Below are 19,433 nucleotides of genomic sequence, written 5' to 3' on the forward strand. Positions count from 1 at the left end.
AGAATGAAACTCGTAGGCTTGGTAGGTTGGCGCGGTATGGTCGGTTCGGTCCTCATGCAGCGCATGCAGGACGAAGGCGACTTCGCGCATATTGAACCGGTGTTTTTCACCACGTCGAATCCGGGCGGCAAAGCCCCGGCCATGGCCAAAAACGAAACGACGCTGAAATCGGCCACCGACATTACAGAGCTGTCGAAATGCGAGATCATTATTTCCTGCCAGGGCGGTGACTACACGACCGAGGTGTTCCCCAAGCTGCGCGCGGCCGGCTGGAACGGCTACTGGATCGACGCCGCCTCGACCCTGCGCATGCAGGACGACGCCATCATCATCCTCGATCCGGTCAATCTGAACGTGATCCAGGATGGTCTGGCGCGCGGCGTCAAGAACTACGTCGGCGGCAATTGCACGGTCTCGTGCATGCTGATGGGTCTGGGCGGCCTGTTCAAGGCCGATCTGGTCGAGTGGATGACCTCGATGACCTACCAGGCGGCCTCGGGCGGCGGCGCCCAGCACATGCGCGAGCTGCTGACCCAGTTCGGCACGATCAATGCGGCGGTCAAGCCCCTGCTCGACGATCCCGCCTCGGCCATTCTGGCGATCGACAAGGGCGTGCTGGCCACCCAGCACGGCCTGAGCGCCGAAGAAACCAAGCAGTTCGGCGTGCCCCTGGCCGGCAATCTGATTCCCTGGATCGACAAGGACCTGGGCAATGGCCAGTCGCGCGAAGAGTGGAAGGGCGGCGCCGAGACCAACAAGATTCTCGGCCGCAGCGCCAACCCGACCCCGGTCGACGGTCTGTGCGTGCGCATCGGCGCCATGCGCTGCCACTCGCAGGCCCTGACCATCAAGCTCAAGCGGGACGTGCCGCTGGACGAGATCAATGCCATGATCGCCGAGGACAACCAGTGGGTGAAATTCGTGCCGAACACGCGCGAAGCCTCGATGCATGAGCTGACCCCGGCCGCCGTCACCGGCAGCCTGACGATCCCGGTCGGCCGTGTGCGCAAGCTGTCGATGGGTCCCGAGTACATCTCGGCCTTCACGGTCGGCGACCAGCTGCTGTGGGGCGCGGCCGAGCCGCTGCGCCGCATGCTGCGCATCCTGCTCGACGCCTGACCCACGCCGCAGCCATCCCGCCAAAGCCCGCGCCCGCGGGCTTTGTTGCTTTTAAAACAAATCGGGGTCAGACCCCATTTTTCTTTTGAGATAAATGGGGTCTGACCCCGATTTGTCCTGTTGTTAAAGTTGCTCGCGTTTTCTGCGTAAATCAGTAAAAGCCCGCGTTGCAACAGCGCAATGCTTGCACGCCCCAGCACCAGATGTTAAGGTGAGACTTCCGGGAATGTAACTGTTCCTAAGCCAATCAAAGAGTTAAGCGCCAATATGCAAGTAAAACATCCCATGTCGTTTGCGTTGAAGAACCTGGTCGGTGCCCTTGCGGGCGCGTTCCTGGTCTCCTCCGCGGCTTACGCCGCTGGCCTGGGGAAGTTGACGGTGCAGTCGGCGCTGGGCCAGCCCCTGCGCGCGGAGATTGAACTGACGGCCGTCGCCGCCGATGAGGCCGCTGGCATCACGGCCAAACTGGCCTCGCCCGAAGCCTTCCGTCTGGCCAATATCGAATTCAACCCGGCTTTGCTGGCCCTGCGCTTCCAGGTCGATGCGCGCAATGGCAAGCAGATCATCCGGATCAGCTCTTCGCAGCCGATCAATGAGCCCTTCGTCGACATGCTGCTCGAACTGAGCTGGAACGGCGGGCGCATCGTGCGCGAATACACTTTCCTGCTCGACCCGGCCGAGCTGCGCCAGGCCCAGTCGGCCCAGGCCGCGGCCCCGGTGGCCGTGCAGAGCATTGGCGACAAGCTCGCGCCCAAGGCGGCGCCGGCCGAGGCGCGCAAGCCCGAGGCCGCCAAGCCGGCCGGCGCCAGCGAATACAAGGTCAAGGCCGGCGATACGCTGTACAAGATCGCGGCCCAGCTCAAGCCGCGCGAAGTCTCGCTCGACACCATGCTGGTGGCTCTGTACCGCGCCAATCCGGATGCCTTCCTCGGCAATAACATGAACCGCCTGAAGTCGGGCCAGGTGCTGGCTGTGCCCGGCAGCGACAGCCTGGCGCAGAGCAATGAAGGCGAGGCCCACGCGATGGTGCTGGCCCATGCGGCCGACTTCCGCGCCTACAGCGGCCGGCTGGCCGGCCAGGTGGCCGCCGCCACCCCCGCCAAGGCGCCCGAGGAAGCCCAGAGCGGCAGCGGCAAGGTCAGCACCAAGGTCGAGGAAAAGCCGACTGCGGCCAACACCGCCAAGGACCAGCTCAAGCTGTCCAAGGCGAGCGCCACCGGCGCCACGGCCGGCAAGGGCGGCAGCGCGGAAGATACGCTGGCGCGCGAACAGGAACTGAAGGACGCCAAGGCGCGCATCAAGGAACTCGAAAAGAACGTCGGCGATCTGGAGAAGATGCTGACCGTGAAAGGCCAGCCGCTGCCCGAGCCGAAGCCGGAAGCCAAGCCCGAGGTCAAACCGGAGGTCAAGCCGGAGCCGCCCAAGCCGGTCGCCAAGCCCAAGCCGCCGGTCAAGAAATTGCCGCCGCCGCCCCCGCCGCCGACCCTGCTCGACACGCTGATGGACAATATCCAGCTGCTCGGCGGTGCCCTCGGCGCGCTGCTGCTCGGCGCCCTGTACATCGTGATGAAACGCCGCAAGGCGGCCGCGCCGGAACCGGCGCCGGTCGAACCGAGCGTGCTCAAGGACCCGGGCACGCAAGCGCCCGAGATGTTCGCGGAGCAGGGCGGGCAGAGCGTGGACACCAATAACAGCGTGTTCAATTCCAGCTTCGCGCCGTCCGCCAGCCAGCTTGACACGAACGAAGTCGACCCGGTGGCCGAGGCCGATGTCTACATCGCCTATGGCCGCGACGCCCAGGCCGAGGAAATTCTGAAGGAAGCTCTGCGCACCCATCCGGAGCGCCTGCCGGTGCGCCTGAAGCTGCTGGAAATCTATGCCAACCGCAAGGACACGCGCGCCTTCGAAGGCCAGGCCAAGGAACTGCACAGCTACACCAATGGCGAGGGCGACGAGTGGCAGCAGGCTGCCGCCCTGGGCCTGAGCATCGACCCGCTCAATCCGCTCTACCAGACGGCCGCCGCTGCGCCGGCCCCGGCCCCGGCCGCCAATCCGGAAGCCGATATGCTGGCCGCCGCGCTCGAACAGGCGATGGCCGCGCCGATGGATCTGGAACTGCCGAGCGAAGCGCCGACCCCGGCCCCGACCCCGGCTCCGACCGAAGCGCCGGGCATCGATCCGAATGCGCTCGACTTCGACCTCGGCGATATCGACTTCAAGAATCACGGCAAGCCGAATTCGGGCGCGCCGGTGCCGGCCCCGGCCCCGAGCGCCCCGGTCGACGATATGCTGGCCGACCTGTCCTTCGACGAGGCGCCGACCGCGGTCGCCACCGAAGCCCCGACCCCGGCCCCGCTGCCCGATCTGGGCATGGACCTGGACATGGGCCTCGACCTCGATCTGGGCAGCAGCCCGGCCCCGGCGCCCGCGCCGGCCGCCGCCAGCAGCGCCGCGGCCGACCTCGAAGCGCTCGACCTCGACAGCCTGGGTCTGGACGACCTCGACCTCGGCGGCAGCGCCCCGAGCCCGGCCCCGTCCGCCGCGCCCAGCAGCGACCTCGACCTGGCCGCCCTGGCCGCCGAATTCGATCTGCCGGCCACGCCCGCGCCCACGCCGGCCCCGGCCGCCGCCGTACCCGATGCCCTGGCCGCGCTCGACGCGATGGACTTCGACCTGCCGGCCAGCCCGGCCCCGGCGCCCGCGCCGGCCGCTGAAGAAGACCCGCTGGCCGACCTGTCGCTCGACGACCTCGACCTGGTCAGCCCGGCCCCGAGCGCGGCCCCGACGGCTGCGCCTTCGCTGGCCGATTTCGACCTGTCGAGCATCGACCTCGACCTGCCGGCCCCGGCGGCGGAAGCCCCGGCCCCGGCCGCGCCCGCCGCTGACGAGGACGATGCGCTGCTGTCGCCCGAACATCAGGAAATGGAAACCAAGCTCGACCTGGCCGTGGCCTATCAGGAGATTGGCGACAAGGAAGGCGCACGCGAACTGATCGACGAAGTCATCAAAGGCGGCAGCCCGCGCCAGATTCAGCGCGCCCAGGAAATGCTTGCCCTTCTCGGTTAATGTTGTGAAACGTATCGCACTCGGCGTCCAGTATGACGGCGCCGCCTGGGGCGGGTATCAGACCCAGCCCTCGGGCAACACGGTCCAGGACCAGCTGGAGGCGGCCCTGGCCCGCTTTGCCACCGTCCCCATCGCCACCACCTGCGCCGGCCGCACCGATGCCGGCGTGCACGCCATCGAGCAGGTCGTCCATTTCGACACCGACATCGAGCGCGAAATGCACGCCTGGGTGCGCGCCGCCAATTCCTTCCTGCCGCCCTCGATCAGCGTGCGCTGGGCGCATACGCTGCCGAGCCTGGCGGGCGAGGAATTCCATGCGCGCTTTTCGGCGCGTTCGCGCACCTACCACTATGTGCTGCACCGCCACCCGCACCGCTCGGCCCTGCTGGCCGGCCGCGCCGGCTGGACCTTCCGTCCGCTCGACGTGGCGGCCATGCGCGCCGCGGCCGCCCACCTGATCGGCGAGCACGATTTTTCGGCCTTCCGCTCCTCGCAATGCCAGGCCAAGTCGCCGGTCAAGCAGATGTACACGATCGAGCTGGCCGAGCATGGCGAGCTGCTGGTGTTCACGCTGCGCGCCAGCGCATTTCTGCACCACATGGTGCGCAATATCGTCGGCAGCCTGCTCGAAGTCGGGGTCGGCAAGCGCGCGCCCGAGTGGATGGCCAGCCTGCTGGCCGGGCGCAACCGCAGCGACGCCGCGCCCACCTTCATGCCCGACGGCCTCTATCTTGCCCGTATCGAATACGAGGCCAAATGGGGTCTGCCCCAGGAAGATTTTGCATGCATCGTACCCGGATTAAAATCTGCGGTCTGACCCGCACCGAGGATGTGGCCGCTGCCGTCGCGGCCGGCGCCGACGCGCTCGGTTTCGTGTTCTACCCGAACAGCCCGCGCTATGTGAGTGTCGAGCGCGCGGCCGAACTGATCCAGGCCGTGCCGCCCTTTGTCAGCACGGTCGGCCTGTTCGTCAATGCCAGCGAGGCCGAGGTGCGCCAGGCCGCCGTCGGCCTGCTGCAATTCCATGGCGACGAGACGCCGGCCGAGTGCGCGGCCCTGGCGGCGGCCGTGTCCAAACCCTTCATCCGTGCCTACCGCGTGCGCCCCGACACACGCCCGGCTGATCTGCTAGAATCTGAAGCAGCATATCGCGCCGCCAGTCCCTGGTTCGCCGGCCTCCTGCTGGATACCTGGGTCGACGCTTACGGTGGCGCCGGAAAGGTTTTTGATTGGTCTCTTATCCCAAGCGAACTCGCGCCTCGGGCCGTTTTAAGTGGTGGCTTGAGCGTACCCAACGTGACTGGCGCGGTGGCCAGTGTTCGCCCCTACGCGGTTGACGTCAGCAGTGGCGTCGAAGCGAGCAAAGGGATCAAGGATGCCCGCCTGATGGCCGATTTCATCGCGGCGGTGCGGGCAGCATAAGGCGGGTCGTCTGGCCCGCCCCCAGCGGATCAAAGGACCTGTAGCATGACACAACGCGCACCGGGCGCTGCGGCGCCCCTGTTTCACACCCCGAATTACGAGCTGCCCGACGCCAGCGGCCACTTCGGCCCCTACGGCGGCAGTTTCGTCGCCGAGACCCTGACCTTCGCGCTCGACGAGCTCAAGGCCGCCTACGAACAATACAGCCAGGACCCGGCCTTCCTCGAGGAGTTCCGGTACGAGCTCAAGCACTTCGTCGGCCGTCCCTCGCCGATCTACCACGCCAAGCGCTGGAGCCAGCAGGCCGGCGGCGCGCAGATCTTCTTCAAACGCGAAGACCTCAACCACACGGGCGCGCACAAGATCAACAACGTGATCGGCCAGGCCCTGCTGGCCAAGCGCATGGGCAAGCCGCGCATCATCGCCGAGACCGGCGCCGGCCAGCACGGCGTGGCCACGGCCACCATCTGCGCGCGCTTCGGGCTCGAATGCGTGGTCTACATGGGCAGCGAGGACGTCAAGCGCCAGGCCCAGAACGTCTACCGCATGAAGCTGCTGGGCGCCACCGTGGTGCCGGTCGAGTCCGGTTCCAAGACGCTCAAGGACGCGCTCAATGAAGCCATGCGCGACTGGGTCACGAATATCGAGAACACCTTCTACATCATCGGCACCGTGGCCGGCCCGCATCCGTATCCGATGCTGGTGCGCGACTTCCAGTCTGTGATCGGTGAGGAATGCCGCGTGCAGATGCCCGAAATGACCGGGCGCCAGCCCGACTACGTGGTCGCCTGCATCGGCGGCGGCTCGAACGCGATGGGCATTTTCTATCCCTACATCGGCGAGCCCGGCGTGCAGCTGGTCGGCGTCGAGGCGGCCGGGGAGGGCATCGCCTCGGGCAAGCATGCGGCCTCGCTGACGGCCGGCGTGCCCGGCGTGCTGCACGGGAACCGCACCTATCTGCTCCAGGACGCGAATGGCCAGATCATCGAGACCCATTCCGTTTCGGCCGGTCTCGACTATCCGGGCGTCGGCCCCGAGCATGCCTGGCTGAAGGACAGCGCGCGCGCCCAGTACGTGAGCGTGACCGATGACGAAGCCCTGGCCGCCTTCCACGACTGCTGCCATATCGAAGGCATCATCCCCGCGCTCGAGTCCTCGCATGCGCTCGCCTACGCGGGCAAGCTGGCCGCCACCCTGCCCAAGGACAAGGTCATCCTTGTCAATCTGTCGGGGCGCGGCGACAAGGACATGCACACCGTGGCCGCCCGCATGGGCATGAACTTCAACTAAGGAGGCAGACATGTCCCGTATCGCTGCCACCTTTTCGGCACTCAAACACGCCGGCAAGACCGGCCTGGTCACCTTCATCACGGCCGGCGATCCCGCGCCCGAGCTGACCGTCCCCCTGATGCACGCCCTGGTGGCGGGCGGGGCTGACGTGCTCGAGCTTGGCGTGCCGTTTTCCGACCCGATGGCTGAAGGGCCCGTGATCCAGCGCGCCTGCGAGCGCGCGCTGGCCAAGGGCGTCGGCATCCACCACGTGTTCGGCTTCGTCAAGGAGTTCCGCAAGACCAACCAGCACACGCCCGTGGTGCTGATGGGCTACGCCAATCCGATCGAGCGCATCGGTCCCGAGACCTTCATCGCCGCCAGCGTGGACGCCGGGGCCGACGGCGCCATCGTGGTCGACTATCCGCCCGAGGAGTGCGAGCGCTTTGCCGGCGCCATGCGCGAGGCCGGGCTCGACCTGATCTTCCTGCTGGCGCCGACCTCGACGCCGCGGCGCATCGCCCAGGTGGCGCGCGTCGGTGGCGGCTTCAGCTACTACGTCTCGCTCAAGGGCGTGACCGGTGCCGGCCACATCGACACGGCCGACGTGGCGCGCCGCCTGAGTGCGATCCGCGAGCACGTCAAGCTGCCGATCGGCGTCGGCTTCGGCATCCGCGACGCCGCCACGGCGCGAGCGGTGGCCGAGGTGGCGGACGCCGTCGTGATCGGATCGCGCATCATCCAGGAGCTGGAAGCGACGCCGCCCGAGCAAGCCTGCGCCGCCGTGCAGGCCTTCGTCAGCGGCATCCGCCACGCGCTCGACGCCCCGCGCTAAGCAGCAAAGCGCTCCGGGTTTCCCCGCAAACAAATCGGGGTCAGACCCCAATTTCTCCGTCGGGCAAGTTTTCAGGTGGTGGAGTTGCCGCGCAAACAAATGGGGTCTGACCCCGATTTGTTTGCGGGGAAATTTAAAAAATGGGGTCAGACCCCAATTTCTCCGTCGGGCAAGTTTTTGGCTTGGCGCATTGCCGCGCAAACAAATGGGGTCTGACCCCGATTTGTTTGCGGGGAAAGTTTAGAGGGGGCAGGCGCCGTCGAGCCAGCGTGCGATCTGTGCGCTCAGGCGCTGGCGTAGCTCGGCCGGGCCGGCGTCGCTCATGTCGTTGTGGCGCGCATCGGGTAACTTGACGATGCAGGCACTGGGGGCCTCGTCTTTTGCCGGCAGCACGCCGGGGTCGGCTTCGGTGTCGCTCGCGCGCAGACTCAGCAGGGGGACGCTGCGCGGCAGCACCGCGCGCCGGTTGTCCAGCGTGATCAGCCCGGCCACGGGCGCCTGGCGCGCATACTCGGCTGACTGGTCGCCGCCCAGCGAATGGCCGACCAGCAGCAGCTTGTCCCAGTCCCAACCGGACTGGCTCTTCTCGAACTGGCTGCGCACGAGCCTGAAATGGCGCAGGCCGCTCTCCCATTTCTTCTGCATCTGCGGGCGCAGCGGCGCGTTGAAGTCGAAGGCGCTGCTGTCCTCGGCCGCGTGGTCGATCGCCAGCACCACGTAACCACGTGCATTCAGGATCGCGGCCAGAAAACGGTAGCTGCGGTAGTCGATGCCGTAACCGGGACTGAGCATGGCCACCGGGCAGGGCCGCGCCGCGCTGCACGGCGGCAGCGGGTGGTAGATCTGCACGGGCAGCGGACGCAGGGTCTGCGGATCGGTCAGCACCTGCGTACTCTCGCCGGCCTGTACGGTGGCGGCCATCAGGACGCCGCTGAGACTCATCAAGCACTTCATGCGGCGATGGCGATCACTGACCATTGCAGATCCTTTTGTGGGGTGCGCGTGGCTTGGTCGCGCCGGTAACTGTGGAAGGAGGGCGCGTCGACCGCTGGGCCGTGCCCGGCATGGCACATGGTACAGGCCGGCGCGGGCGTGCTGGCGATGCCGATCCACTCGAGCTGGGCGGCGACGATGCCGGGCAGGTTCAGCGCGCGCCCACCGGGCGACACCTCGGCGGCCAGCCACGGATATCGGGTGCGGAACTCGCTGATTAATTCGGGGTCTACGGTGTAGCAGCAGGCGCTGGCTGTGGGGCCGATGGCGGCCACCCAGTCCTGCACGGCGTCGCCGCGCGCGGCCAGCAGCTCGCCAAAGCGCAGCACGATGCCCTCGAGCGCGCCGCGCCAGCCGGCATGCAGGGCGGCCACCGCGCGGCCGTCGCGCCGCGCCAGCAGGATCGGCGCGCAGTCGGCCGTGGCAATCGCCAGCAGGCGGCCCGGGGCGGTGGTGAACATGCCGTCGGCCTCGCCGACATCGCCATCCGCGGGGCCGACCTGCACGATGCGGGTGCCGTGTCGTTCGTGCTGGATGGGGCGGCGCGGCCACAGGTCGGGATAGGCCTGGTCCATCGCGTCCCAGCGGGTGCCGAAGCCGTGGACGACGCCGGGCAGGGTCTGGAGCAGGGGAGAATGCAGCATGGTGTCCAATATCTTAGGCGGGAATTGACAATCTTGTAAATGCTTTAAGGTTCGACAAGGTCCTTCCAAACGGCTACACTTACGGCGTTTTTATTGCCGTACAAGGAGATCGTATGAGTTGGCTGGAAAAACTGCTGCCCCCGCGCATCCAGCGCACGGACGCTACCGCGCGCAAAACGATGCCGGAAGGCCTGTGGGTCAAGTGCCCCTCGTGCGAAGCTGTCCTCTATCGTACCGACCTCGAATCGAATCTGCACGTCTGCCCCAAGTGTGATCACCATATGCGCATCCGCGCCCGTGAGCGCCTCGATGCCCTGCTCGACGATGGTGGGCGTTACGAAATCGGCCAGGAAACCCTGCCGGTCGACAGCCTGAAATTCAAGGATTCCAAAAAATATCCGGACCGTCTGAAAGCGGCCATGGAAGGCACGGGCGAAACCGATGCCCTGGTCGTCATGGGCGGCGCCATCATGAGCATGCCGGTCGTCGTGGCCTGCTTCGAATTCGAATTCATGGGGGGCTCGATGGGCTCGGTCGTGGGTGAGCGCTTCGTGCGCGGCGCCCAGACGGCGCTCGAACAGAAAGTGCCTTTCATCTGCGTCACCGCCACCGGCGGCGCGCGCATGCAGGAAGGTCTGCTGTCGCTGATGCAGATGGCCAAGACCACGGCCATGCTGACCAAACTGTCCGAGAAAAAGCTGCCCTTCATCTCGGTCCTGACCGACCCGACCATGGGCGGCGTTTCGGCCTCCTTCGCCTTCATGGGCGATGTGGTGATGGCCGAACCCAAGGCCCTGATCGGCTTTGCCGGCCCGCGCGTGATCGAAAACACGGTGCGCGAAAAGCTGCCCGAAGGTTTCCAGCGTGCCGAGTTCCTGCTGCAAAAGGGCGCGATCGACATGGTGGTCGACCGCCGCAAGATGCGCGAAGAAATCGCCCGTCTGCTGGCCCTGCTGCAGAATCAGCCTGCTGAAGTCGTCGCTTAATCTTTCCTGCCCACGGGCGCGCGTTCTGCGCGCCCGTTTTCATTTCCATGTTGACCAAGCCCGCTACTCTGCCTGACTGGCTCGCTCTGCTCGAGTCGCGCCACGCCATCACGCATATCGATATGGGGCTGGACCGCGTGCGCGCCGTCAAGGAGCGCATGGGTCTGGCCTTTTCCTGTCCCGTCATCATGGTCGCCGGCACCAATGGCAAGGGCTCGACCTGCGCCATGCTCGAGTCGATCCTGCTGACGGCCGGCTACCGTGTCGGCCTCTACATCAAGCCGCACTTCCTGCACTTTAACGAGCGCGCGCGCCTCAATGGCGAGATGGCCGATGATGCCGCCCTCGTGGCCGCCTTTGACTTTGTCGAGGCCCAGCGCGGCGACACCGACCTGACCTATTTCGAATTCACCACCCTGGCCATCATGTATCTGCTGAGCCAGGCGCCGCTCGATGTGGTGATCCTCGAAGTGGGCCTCGGCGGCCGCCTCGACGCCGTCAATGTGGTCGATGCCGATGTGGCGATCGTGACCAGCATCGACCTCGACCACATGGATTATCTGGGCGATACGCGCGACAAGATCGGCTATGAAAAGGCCGGTATCTACCGTCCCGGCAAGGCCGCGATCTGCAGCGACCCGCTGCCGCCTCAGGGCCTGATCGACCACGCCACGGCCATCGGCGCCGATCTGTGGCTGCTCGGGCGCGACTTCAACTACATGGGCGACAAGCAGCAGTGGAGCTATGGCGGCCGCGGCAAGCGCTTCAATTCGCTCGCCTATCCGGCCCTGCGCGGCGCCAATCAGCTGCTCAATGCCGCAGCCGCGCTGGCTGCGCTCGAGGTGCTCAAGCTGGATTTGCCGGTCGGCGCTCAGGACGTGCGCACCGGCCTCGTCACGGTGGAGCTGCCGGGCCGCTTCCAGGTGCTGCCGGGCCGTCCGGTCGTCATCTACGACGTGGCCCACAATCCGCACGCGGCCGCGGCGCTCGGCCAGAACCTCGGCAATATGGGCTTCTACCGCTACACCTATGCGGTGTTCGGCGTCATGCAGGACAAGGACATCGACGGCGTCATCAAGCCGCTGGCCGATCAGGTCGACCACTGGAATGTGTGCACGCTCGATTCGCCGCGCGCGGCCAATGCCGAGGACTTGGTTGCCCGCATCAGCAGCCTGCCGCCGCGTCCGGAACGCACGGTCCAGGCCTTCGCCGACCCCGGCGCCGCCTTCGCTGATGCGCTCAGTCGTGCTGGAGAGAATGATAGAATTGTGGTCTTTGGTTCCTTCTACACCGTTGCCGGTGTGATGGCCGCCAGAAAATCCTCTTCACACTGAAAAGATTTCGCATGGGCTTGCTCTCCTTCCTGAAGAAAAACAAGCAAGAAGAGGCCGCATACGGCGGCCGCAGCGATGATGATCTCGCGGCCGTGGCCCGCTCCAAACGCCCGAGCAATGCGGGCGGGCGCGGCAAGGGCGCTGGCGCCGATCCGCTGCTGCCAGAGAAGAAACGCGCGCGCCGCCGTCTGGTCGGCGCCTTCGCCCTGGCCCTGGCCGCAGCCGTCGGCCTGCCCATGATTCTCGATTCCGAGCCCAAGCCGCTCGCGAGCGATATCGACATCCGGATTCCGTCCAAGGACAAGGCCGCGCCGCTGCCGGCCCCGGCCGCAGCGCCCGCGCCGGCCACGGCCGCCGCCAGTGCCGCTCTCGATCCGAAGGAAGAAATCGTCGACCCGGCCAAGGTCGCCGCCAAGCCGGCCGATCCACCCGCCGTGGCCCTGCGCGAGGCCAAGCCCGAGCCGGCCAAGGCCGAACCGGCGAAAGCCGAGGCGCCCAAGCCCGAGCCCGCGAAGCTGGAGCCGCCCAAGCCCGACGTGAAAAAGCCGGAACCGAAAACGGCCGAGGCGCCCAAGCCCGAGGCGAAGAAGCCCGAGCCGAAGGCCGCCGAGGCCAAACACGACAGCAAGGACAGCAAGCCGGCCGCCAAGCCCGAGCCGAAAGCGGCCGAGGCCAAGTCGACCAAGGCGGCCGATGACGCGCGCGCACTGGCCATCCTGGAAGGCAAGCCGGCCGAGAAGCCGGCCGCCGATGGCCAGAAATTCGTGGTCCAGGTGGGCGCCTTCAGCGCCGAGAAAGTCGCCGAAGTGCAGGACAAGCTGAAAGCCGCCGGCATCGCCTCGTTCACCCAGAAAATTCCGGGCAATGGCCTGACCCGTGTGCGCGTCGGCCCCTTCGGCAGCCGCGAGGAAGCCGACAAGGCCAGCGCCCGCATCAAGGCCCTGGGGCTCGCCGGTTCGGTGATGGGCGCCTAAGCGGCCGTGACGCTGTTCGATTACATCGTCCTGTTCGTGCTCGGCTGCTCGGTGGTGATCGGGCTGCTGCGCGGATTGGTGAAGGAAATGTTGTCGCTGGCGGGCTGGGTGCTGGCCTTTGTGGTGGCCAATGCCTACAGCGCCCAGCTGGCCGTGCTGCTGCCGGCCGCCGTGCCCGGTGAGACGGTGCGGCTGATGTTGGCGTTTATTGCTTTGTTTGTCGGCGTGCGCCTGCTGGTGGGCCTGTTTGGCATGGCGCTCGACGCGCTGCTCAAGGCCACCGGACTGACGCTCGCCGATCGCGGCCTGGGCGCCCTGTTTGGCCTGGCGAGGGGCATGGTGTTTGTATTAGCTGGTGTAATGCTGTGCGGGATGACCGACCTGCCCAAGCAAGCTTTCTGGAAATCGGCGCTGTTGAGTCCCTGGGCGGAATCCGGCGTTCGTTGGGTCAAGCCCCATTTGCCGGAAGCCCTGGCCCAGCACGTGCATTATTGAATTCTCATCTTAGGAGCACATCATGTGTGGCATCGTCGGACTCGTTTCGCACGCCCCCGTCAACCAAATGCTGTACGACGCCTTGCTGCTGCTGCAGCACCGCGGCCAGGACGCCGCCGGCATCGCGACCAGCAATAGCGGCACCTTCTCGATGTACAAGGCCAATGGCCTCGTGCGCGACGTGTTCCGCACCCGCAATATGCGCTCGCTGCTCGGCAACTCCGGGATCGGCCATGTGCGCTACCCGACCGCCGGTTCCTCGAGCGAGGAAGAGGCTCAGCCCTTCTACGTCAACGCGCCTTTCGGCATCACCCTGGCCCACAACGGCAACCTGACCAATTGGGAACATCTGAAGCAGGACATGTTCACCAATGACCGCCGCCACATCAACACCAATTCCGACTCGGAAGTGCTGCTCAATGTGCTGGCCCACGAAATCCAGGAAGCCAGCTCGGGCACCACGCTCGACCCGGCGGCCCTGTTCAAGGCCGTGCGCGTGCTGCACAAGCGCGTGCGCGGCGCCTACGCGGCGGTGGCGCAGATCTCGGGCCACGGCCTGCTGGCCTTCCGCGATCCGTTTGGCATCCGTCCCCTGTGCTACGGCATCATGGAAACCGAGAGCGGCAAGAGCGAATACATGGTCGCCTCGGAATCGGTGGCGCTGGAAGGCATGGGCTACCGCTTCGTGCGCGACATCGCCCCGGGCGAGGCCATCTTCATCGACCTCGACGGCGGCGTGCATACCGAGCAGTGCCATGACAACCCGACGCTCAACATCTGCGCCTTCGAATACGTCTACCTGGCCCGTCCGGACTCGGTGATCGATGGCGCCTCGGTGTATGCGACCCGTCTGCGCATGGGCGAATACCTGGCCGACAAGATCAAGCAGCAGTTCTCGGCCGGCGACATCGACGTGGTGATGCCGATCCCCGATTCCTCGCGCCCGGCCGCGATTCAGCTGGCGCTCAAGCTCGGCATCGAATACCGCGAAGGCTTCATCAAGAACCGCTACATCGGCCGCACCTTCATCATGCCGGGTCAGGCCATGCGCAAGAAGTCCGTGCGCCAGAAGCTCAATGCCATCGGCGCCGAATTCAAGGGCAAGACCGTGCTGCTGGTTGACGATTCGATCGTGCGCGGCACCACCTCGCGCGAAATCGTGCAGATGGCGCGCGAATCGGGCGCCAAGAAAGTGATCTTCGCCTCGGCCGCGCCGCCGGTGCTGTACCCGAATGTGTACGGCATCGACATGCCGACCCGCGACGAGCTGATCGCCTTCGGCCGTTCGCACGAGGAAATCTGCCGCGAAATCACGGCCGACGCGCTCGTCTATCAGGACGTGGACGCGCTCAAGCGCTCGATCTATGACGTCAATCCGGAGCTGCAGTCCTTCGAGGCCTCGTGCTTCGATGGCATCTACGTGACCGGCGACGTGACCCCGCAATACCTGGACCGCCTCGAGTTCGCGCGCCACCACCCGACCAAGTCGGTGATCGAAGACGCCACGCGCACCCAGCTGAACCTGAACAAGGCCACGACGGAACAATGAGCAAGACCTACGGCTTCACGACCACGATCCTGCACAACGACCGCCAGAAAGCGGTCGAGTTCGGTTCCTTGCACCGCCCGGTGCATACTTCGGTGGCGTTTGGCTATCAGGATGCGCGCCAGCTCGCGTCTGTGTTCCAGGGCAAGGAGCCGGGCTTCCGCTATGGCCGCCAGGGCAATCCGACCGTGGCCGCGCTCGAAGACAAAGTCAGCAAGATGGAGGACGGCATTGCCACCCTCTGTTTCGCCACTGGCATGGGCGCGATTGGCGCCTTGTTCCAGGGCCTGCTGCGCGCGGGCGACCACATCGTGTCCTCGTCCTTCCTGTTTGGGAATACCAATAGCCTGTGGCAGACCGTGGCCGCCCAGGGCTGCAGCGTGTCCTTCGTCGATGCGACCAATGCCGACAATGTGGCCGCGGCCCTGCAGCCGAATACGCGTCTGGTGTTTGTCGAAACGATTGCCAATCCGCGCACCCAGGTGGCCGACCTCGAGCGCATCGGCGCACTATGCCGCGAGCGCGGCGTGCTGTATGTGGTCGACAATACGATGACCTCGCCCTACCTGTTCCGCCCGAAAGCGGTGGGTGCCGGGCTCGTCATCAACTCGCTGACCAAGTCGATCGGCGGCCACGGCATCGCGCTCGGCGGCAGCCTGACCGATACCGGCCTGTACGACTGGAGCGCCTTCCCGAATATCGCCGAGGCCTACAAGAAGAATGCGCCCAAGCAGTGGGGCATGGCCCAGCTGCGCGCGAAAGGCCTGCGCGACTTCGGCGCCTCGCTCGGTCCCGAGGCCGCGCACCACATCGCCGTCGGCGCCGAGACCCTAGCCCTGCGCATGGAACGCACGAGCGCGAATGCGCTGGCGCTGGCGCGCATGCTCGAGGCCGATCCGCGCGTGGCCGCGGTGCACTATCCGGGCCTGGCCTCGCATCCCCAGCATGGCATCGCCAGCAGCCTGTTCAAGGCCTACGGTTCGCTGATGAGCTTTGAGCTCAAGGACGGCATCGACTGCTTCGATTATCTGAACCGGCTGAAGCTGGCGATTCCCGCCTCCAATCTGGGCGATACGCGCACCCTGGTGATTCCGGTCGCGCACACCATTTTCTACGAGATGGGGCCCGAGCGGCGCGCCAGCATGGGCATTGCCGAGTCGCTGATCCGGGTGTCGGTCGGTATCGAAGACACGGCCGATCTGCTCGACGACTTCCAGAGCGCACTGGACGCCTGATGCGGCGCCGCCTGCTGGGCGCCATGCTGGCGCTGGTCTGCCTGCCCGGCTTCGGGCAGGTGGCCCATCCGCAGGTGGCGGGCGAGGAGGGCGATGGCACGCCCGGCATGTACAACTTCCGCGTCGAACTCAGTAGCGATGTGCGCCGCTTCATCGGGCGCGGCCAGGAGTCGGCCATCAGCCATGCGCTGGTGCGCGTGGTGACGCCGCCGCGTTTTGATCAGAGCAAATCCTATCCCTTGCTGGTGGTCAGCGCCACGGCCGTGCGCGGGCATTCGTCCAGCCGCAAGCTGCTCGACGCCTATGCCGATGCGGCGGCGGCCCAGGGTTGGGTGCTGGTGGCGGCCGATCCCGATGGCGCGCCCGAAGGCACGGACGAGCACACGACCGAGCGCTTTGCCCTGAACACCGTGGCGCTGGGGATTCTCGAGCAGCACTGGGCCTGGGCGGCGCAGGCGCCGATCGCCTTTGCGGGTTTCTCTGGCGGCGCTAAGTATTCGGCCATGCTGGCGGCGGCCTTTGCGGCCCAGGGGCGGATGCCGGTGGGTGTGTATCTGAGCGGTCTGAACGAACCGACCTTGAACGAGGCGGCGCATGCGTTCAAGGTGCGTACTGAGCAGTTCAAGCAGTTGAAGGTGTTCTTCGCCTCGGGCGATGAGGATGAAATCGCCACGCCGGGCAATCATCGCGATGTGCTGGAGGCGACGCGCAATGGGGGCTTTCACCGCACGCGCCTGGAGACCTATCACGGCCGCCATGTGCCCGACGCCAGCCTGTTGCCGGCTGCATTGCGGTGGTTTCTTGCGAGGGATTAGGTGGCGCGCGACGCGGGTCTGAAGACCCGCCCTACGCCGGGGCTGGGCGTTTTCGGTGATTTAAACAATGCGACGCGGGTCTGAAGACCCGCCCTACGCCGGGGCTGGACGTTTTCGATGATTTGATCAATGTGTCGCGGGTCTAAAGACCCGCCCTACGTCGGGGCTGGGCGTTTTCGGTGATTCAAACAATGTGACGCGGGTCTGAAGACCCGCCCTACGCCGGGGCTGGGAGCTTTCAGTGATTTAAACAATGCGACGCGGGTCTGAAGACCCGCCCTACGCCGGGGCTGGACGTTTTCGGTGATTTGTTCAATGTGACGCGGGTCTGAAGACCCGCCCTACGCCGCATTGGATGCTTTCGATGATTTATACATCGGCTCATCGAGTAGGGCGGTCTTCAGACCCGCGTTGAGCACATCAATGCCAAATGCGCATCAGGCCGAGTGCCAAGGAGTAGGGCGGGTCTTCAGACCCGCGTTTTGCGCGCCAATGCCAAATGCGCATCAGGCCGAGTGCCAAGGAGTAGGGCGGGTCTTCAGACCCGCGTTGAGTACATCAATGCCAAATGCGCATCAGGCCGAGTGCCAAGGAATAGGGCGGGTCTTCAGACCCGCGTTTTGCGCATCAATGCCAAATGCGCATCAAGCCGAGTGCCAGGGAGTAGGGCGGGTCTTCAGACCCGCGTTCAATGCATCAACGCCAGGTGCGCATAAATCCGACCGCACGGGTAGGGCGGGTCTTCAGACCCGCGTTGAGCACATCAATGCCAAATGCGCACCAAGCCGAGTGCCATGGAGTAGGGCGAGTCTTCAGACCCGCGCCCAGCGCATCAATGCCAAGTGCGCATCAAGCCGACCGCCAGACCCTCGAGCGCGAAATCGTCGCCGTCTTCGACCCGAATCACTTTGAAATCCGGATTCTCGGGCAGCAGCTCGATCACACCGCCACTACGCTGATAGCGTTTAACCGTGACCTCGTCATTAAGCCGCGCCACGACGATCTGCCCGTTCTTGGCGCTGTCGGTCTTTTTGACGGCCAACAGGTCGCCATCATTGATGCCGGCATCGCGCATCGACCAGCCGCGCACCTTGAGCAGGTAGTCGGGCTTGGCCGAGAACAGGGCCGGGTCGACCGCATACGTGGTCTCGACATGCTCCTGCGCCAGGATCGGCGAACCGGCCGCGACGCGGCCCACCAGCGGCAGGCTCATCAGATTGGGCGGGGGCAGCGGCACACTGCTGGCCAGCGACTCGGCCGCTGCGCCCAGCAGACGGATGCCGCGCGAGGTGCCGGCCGAAATTTCGATCGCGCCCTTGCGCGCCAGCGCCTGCAGGTGCTCCTCGGCCGCATTGGCCGAACGGAAGCCCAGCTCGGCCGCGATCTCGGCCCGGGTCGGCGGGAAGCCGGTGTTTTCAATGGCTTCTTTGATCAGATTGAGGATTTGCTCTTGCCGAGGAGTCAGCTTGATCATGCGCGCTTTCCGATGATGTCAGGATGTCCTGTATTTTTATACAGTATTCGCCACTTTGCAAGGGAAATATGCAGGGGATTGAGTTGCAGCCGAAAGCGGGGTACAATAGCGGGCTTTCCCTTCCCACACCTGAGTTGACGCCGGGGTGGGCGATTAGTTAAACGTCCTTAAGGAGTGTTATATGCGTCATTATGAAATCGTCTTTATCGTCCATCCGGACCAAAGCGAGCAAGTGCCTGCCATGATCGAGCGTTACAAGAACACCGTGACCTCGCGCGGCGGCAACGTGCACCGCGTCGAAGATTGGGGCCGCCGCCAAATGGCTTACCCGATCCAGAAGCTGCCGAAAGCTCACTACATCTGCCTGAACATCGAGTGCGACAACGAGACCCTGGTCGAGCTGGAAACCGCATTCAAGTTCAACGATGCCGTGCTGCGTCACCTGACCGTGAAAATGAAGAAGGCCGAAACCGCTCCGTCGCCGATGATGAAATCGGTGCAGCGCGAAGACGCCGCCAAGAGCCACCGTGCTGAAGCGGCCGCTGCCGCTGCTGCTCCTGCGGCCTGATTGGTGACCAAGGACGCGTGAACCAGTTAGCCGTTCGCGCCCAGATTCTGGAGCGCGACATTCTGCGCTACACCCCGGCTGGTATCCCGATTGTGTCTGCGATCCTGCAGCATCAATCGCAGCAGACGGAAGCCGGTGTGGCCCGGACCACCGAATTCGAGATCACCGCTGTCGCAGCGGGCGAAATCGCCGGACGGTTCGGCCAAGCAGAACTGGGCGTGGCTTACGACTTCACGGGTTTCTTAGCCAAGAAGAATCGCAATAGCAAGAGCCTGGTGTTTCACATCATTGATTTTCGCGCCGTCGCCTGACGCGCGCCCCCTGAGATTAGGAGCCAAAAATGGCATTTGGTAAAAAGATGGACAAGAACAAGCTGAAACTGAAAGAAAAGCGCAAACAGCAAAACCCGCTGTTCAAGCGTAAGAAATTCTGCCGTTTCACCGCCGCTGGCGTGGAACAGGTCGACTACAAAGACGTCGACACGCTGAAAGACTTCATCCAGGAAAACGGCAAGATCATGCCGGCACGCCTGACCGGTACCAAGGCGCACTACCAGCGCCAAGTGGACACCGCCATCAAGCGCGCCCGCTACCTCGCCCTGCTGCCGTACACCGATCTGCACCACGCTTAATTCGCGGTACAGAGAACCTGGAGAAAA

Annotated in this window: 19 protein-coding genes; 16 read left to right on the forward strand and 3 right to left on the reverse strand. The window is 65.3% G+C overall.

Annotated elements, in window-relative coordinates:
- Nucleotides 1-3 precede the first annotated feature (3 nt).
- The 6 genes from asd to trpA all read left to right on the forward strand — a co-directional run bounded on the left by asd (nt 4) and on the right by trpA (nt 7,711).
- The gene (asd, locus tag LZ005_RS01365; protein ID WP_237803872.1) at nt 4-1,119 is read left to right on the forward strand and encodes an aspartate-semialdehyde dehydrogenase; all 1,116 of its coding nucleotides are present in this window, start codon (nt 4-6) and stop codon (nt 1,117-1,119) included.
- A 285-nt stretch (nt 1,120-1,404) separates the two neighbouring features.
- Complete coding sequence (locus LZ005_RS21575; RefSeq protein WP_269106455.1) at nt 1,405-4,185, forward strand: FimV/HubP family polar landmark protein; 2,781 nt, start codon at nt 1,405-1,407, stop codon at nt 4,183-4,185.
- Nucleotides 4,186-4,189: 4 nt separating this feature from the next.
- Complete coding sequence (gene truA / locus LZ005_RS01385) at nt 4,190-5,002, forward strand: tRNA pseudouridine(38-40) synthase TruA (protein WP_237803885.1); 813 nt, start codon at nt 4,190-4,192, stop codon at nt 5,000-5,002.
- Nucleotides 4,969-5,607 (forward strand): phosphoribosylanthranilate isomerase, encoded by a 639-nt coding sequence (locus tag LZ005_RS01390; RefSeq protein WP_237803901.1) that lies wholly within the window; start codon nt 4,969-4,971, stop codon nt 5,605-5,607. The genes truA and LZ005_RS01390 overlap by 34 nt, the downstream gene beginning before the upstream one ends.
- A gap of 45 nt (nt 5,608-5,652) precedes the next feature.
- On the forward strand, nt 5,653-6,897 hold the full coding sequence (gene trpB / locus LZ005_RS01395; RefSeq protein ID WP_237803905.1) for a tryptophan synthase subunit beta: 1,245 nt from the start codon (nt 5,653-5,655) through the stop codon (nt 6,895-6,897).
- A 10-nt stretch (nt 6,898-6,907) separates the two neighbouring features.
- Nucleotides 6,908-7,711, forward strand: coding sequence for a tryptophan synthase subunit alpha (trpA, locus tag LZ005_RS01400; protein WP_237803907.1), 804 nt, complete (start codon nt 6,908-6,910; stop codon nt 7,709-7,711).
- Between the two features lie 240 nt (nt 7,712-7,951).
- On the opposite strand, the gene LZ005_RS01405 is transcribed toward trpA, so the two are convergent.
- The gene (locus LZ005_RS01405) at nt 7,952-8,653 is read right to left on the reverse strand and encodes a hypothetical protein (RefSeq protein WP_237803910.1); all 702 of its coding nucleotides are present in this window, start codon (nt 8,651-8,653) and stop codon (nt 7,952-7,954) included.
- 8 nt (nt 8,654-8,661) lie between these two features.
- Complete coding sequence (locus LZ005_RS01410; RefSeq protein ID WP_237803912.1) at nt 8,662-9,348, reverse strand: polyphenol oxidase family protein; 687 nt, start codon at nt 9,346-9,348, stop codon at nt 8,662-8,664.
- A 113-nt stretch (nt 9,349-9,461) separates the two neighbouring features.
- Here LZ005_RS01410 and accD point away from each other — a divergent pair, with 113 nt between their 5' ends.
- The 7 genes from accD to LZ005_RS01445 are packed head-to-tail and all read left to right on the forward strand — an operon-like array spanning nt 9,462 to nt 16,733.
- The gene (gene accD / locus LZ005_RS01415) at nt 9,462-10,334 is read left to right on the forward strand and encodes an acetyl-CoA carboxylase, carboxyltransferase subunit beta (protein ID WP_237803915.1); all 873 of its coding nucleotides are present in this window, start codon (nt 9,462-9,464) and stop codon (nt 10,332-10,334) included.
- 47 nt (nt 10,335-10,381) lie between these two features.
- Nucleotides 10,382-11,668, forward strand: a complete 1,287-nt coding sequence (gene folC, locus LZ005_RS01420) for a bifunctional tetrahydrofolate synthase/dihydrofolate synthase (protein ID WP_237803917.1) — start codon at nt 10,382-10,384, stop codon at nt 11,666-11,668.
- Between the two features lie 11 nt (nt 11,669-11,679).
- Nucleotides 11,680-12,642, forward strand: a complete 963-nt coding sequence (locus tag LZ005_RS01425; protein ID WP_237803919.1) for an SPOR domain-containing protein — start codon at nt 11,680-11,682, stop codon at nt 12,640-12,642.
- A gap of 6 nt (nt 12,643-12,648) precedes the next feature.
- Nucleotides 12,649-13,137 carry a CvpA family protein gene (locus tag LZ005_RS01430; protein ID WP_237803922.1) on the forward strand — a complete coding sequence of 163 codons (489 nt, stop codon included), beginning with the start codon at nt 12,649-12,651 and terminating at the stop codon, nt 13,135-13,137.
- Nucleotides 13,138-13,159: 22 nt separating this feature from the next.
- Nucleotides 13,160-14,686 carry an amidophosphoribosyltransferase gene (gene purF / locus LZ005_RS01435; protein ID WP_237803924.1) on the forward strand — a complete coding sequence of 509 codons (1,527 nt, stop codon included), beginning with the start codon at nt 13,160-13,162 and terminating at the stop codon, nt 14,684-14,686.
- Nucleotides 14,683-15,918 carry a cystathionine gamma-synthase family protein gene (locus LZ005_RS01440; RefSeq protein WP_237803927.1) on the forward strand — a complete coding sequence of 412 codons (1,236 nt, stop codon included), beginning with the start codon at nt 14,683-14,685 and terminating at the stop codon, nt 15,916-15,918. The genes purF and LZ005_RS01440 overlap by 4 nt, the downstream gene beginning before the upstream one ends.
- A complete protein-coding gene (locus tag LZ005_RS01445; RefSeq protein WP_237803929.1) occupies nt 15,918-16,733 on the forward strand; it encodes a hypothetical protein in 816 nt (271 codons plus the stop codon). Before LZ005_RS01440 ends, LZ005_RS01445 begins: the two co-directional genes overlap by 1 nt.
- Nucleotides 16,734-17,565: 832 nt before the next feature.
- Here LZ005_RS01445 and lexA read toward each other — a convergent pair.
- On the reverse strand, nt 17,566-18,207 hold the full coding sequence (lexA, locus tag LZ005_RS01450) for a transcriptional repressor LexA (RefSeq protein ID WP_237803931.1): 642 nt from the start codon (nt 18,205-18,207) through the stop codon (nt 17,566-17,568).
- Between the two features lie 181 nt (nt 18,208-18,388).
- On the opposite strand from lexA, the gene rpsF reads away from it, so the two are divergent.
- The 3 genes from rpsF to rpsR are packed head-to-tail and all read left to right on the forward strand — an operon-like array spanning nt 18,389 to nt 19,406.
- Nucleotides 18,389-18,775, forward strand: a complete 387-nt coding sequence (rpsF, locus tag LZ005_RS01455; RefSeq protein WP_237803933.1) for a 30S ribosomal protein S6 — start codon at nt 18,389-18,391, stop codon at nt 18,773-18,775.
- Between the two features lie 17 nt (nt 18,776-18,792).
- A complete protein-coding gene (priB, locus tag LZ005_RS01460; RefSeq protein WP_237803935.1) occupies nt 18,793-19,086 on the forward strand; it encodes a primosomal replication protein N in 294 nt (97 codons plus the stop codon).
- A gap of 29 nt (nt 19,087-19,115) precedes the next feature.
- Nucleotides 19,116-19,406 carry a 30S ribosomal protein S18 gene (gene rpsR / locus LZ005_RS01465; RefSeq protein ID WP_237803937.1) on the forward strand — a complete coding sequence of 97 codons (291 nt, stop codon included), beginning with the start codon at nt 19,116-19,118 and terminating at the stop codon, nt 19,404-19,406.
- Nucleotides 19,407-19,433 lie beyond the last annotated feature (27 nt).

This window comes from Massilia sp. TS11 (genome assembly GCF_022012445.1).
Classification (GTDB): domain Bacteria; phylum Pseudomonadota; class Gammaproteobacteria; order Burkholderiales; family Burkholderiaceae_D; genus Telluria.

Excerpts from the sequence above, each read along its gene's own strand:
- trpB (WP_237803905.1), top strand. The coding sequence starts at position 5,653 with ATGACACAACGCGCACCGGGCGCTGCGGCGCCCCTGTTTCACACCCCG.
- LZ005_RS21575 (WP_269106455.1), top strand. The coding sequence starts at position 1,405 with ATGTCGTTTGCGTTGAAGAACCTGGTCGGTGCCCTTGCGGGCGCGTTC.
- LZ005_RS01390 (WP_237803901.1), top strand. The coding sequence starts at position 4,969 with ATGCATCGTACCCGGATTAAAATCTGCGGTCTGACCCGCACCGAGGAT.
- rpsR (WP_237803937.1), top strand. The coding sequence starts at position 19,116 with ATGGCATTTGGTAAAAAGATGGACAAGAACAAGCTGAAACTGAAAGAA.
- rpsF (WP_237803933.1), top strand. The coding sequence starts at position 18,389 with ATGCGTCATTATGAAATCGTCTTTATCGTCCATCCGGACCAAAGCGAG.
- folC (WP_237803917.1), top strand. The coding sequence starts at position 10,382 with ATGTTGACCAAGCCCGCTACTCTGCCTGACTGGCTCGCTCTGCTCGAG.
- trpA (WP_237803907.1), top strand. The coding sequence starts at position 6,908 with ATGTCCCGTATCGCTGCCACCTTTTCGGCACTCAAACACGCCGGCAAG.
- accD (WP_237803915.1), top strand. The coding sequence starts at position 9,462 with ATGAGTTGGCTGGAAAAACTGCTGCCCCCGCGCATCCAGCGCACGGAC.
- LZ005_RS01445 (WP_237803929.1), top strand. The coding sequence starts at position 15,918 with ATGCGGCGCCGCCTGCTGGGCGCCATGCTGGCGCTGGTCTGCCTGCCC.
- LZ005_RS01405 (WP_237803910.1), bottom strand. The coding sequence starts at position 8,653 with ATGAGTCTCAGCGGCGTCCTGATGGCCGCCACCGTACAGGCCGGCGAG.
- LZ005_RS01440 (WP_237803927.1), top strand. The coding sequence starts at position 14,683 with ATGAGCAAGACCTACGGCTTCACGACCACGATCCTGCACAACGACCGC.
- LZ005_RS01425 (WP_237803919.1), top strand. The coding sequence starts at position 11,680 with ATGGGCTTGCTCTCCTTCCTGAAGAAAAACAAGCAAGAAGAGGCCGCA.
- LZ005_RS01410 (WP_237803912.1), bottom strand. The coding sequence starts at position 9,348 with ATGCTGCATTCTCCCCTGCTCCAGACCCTGCCCGGCGTCGTCCACGGC.
- purF (WP_237803924.1), top strand. The coding sequence starts at position 13,160 with ATGTGTGGCATCGTCGGACTCGTTTCGCACGCCCCCGTCAACCAAATG.
- asd (WP_237803872.1), top strand. The coding sequence starts at position 4 with ATGAAACTCGTAGGCTTGGTAGGTTGGCGCGGTATGGTCGGTTCGGTC.
- lexA (WP_237803931.1), bottom strand. The coding sequence starts at position 18,207 with ATGATCAAGCTGACTCCTCGGCAAGAGCAAATCCTCAATCTGATCAAA.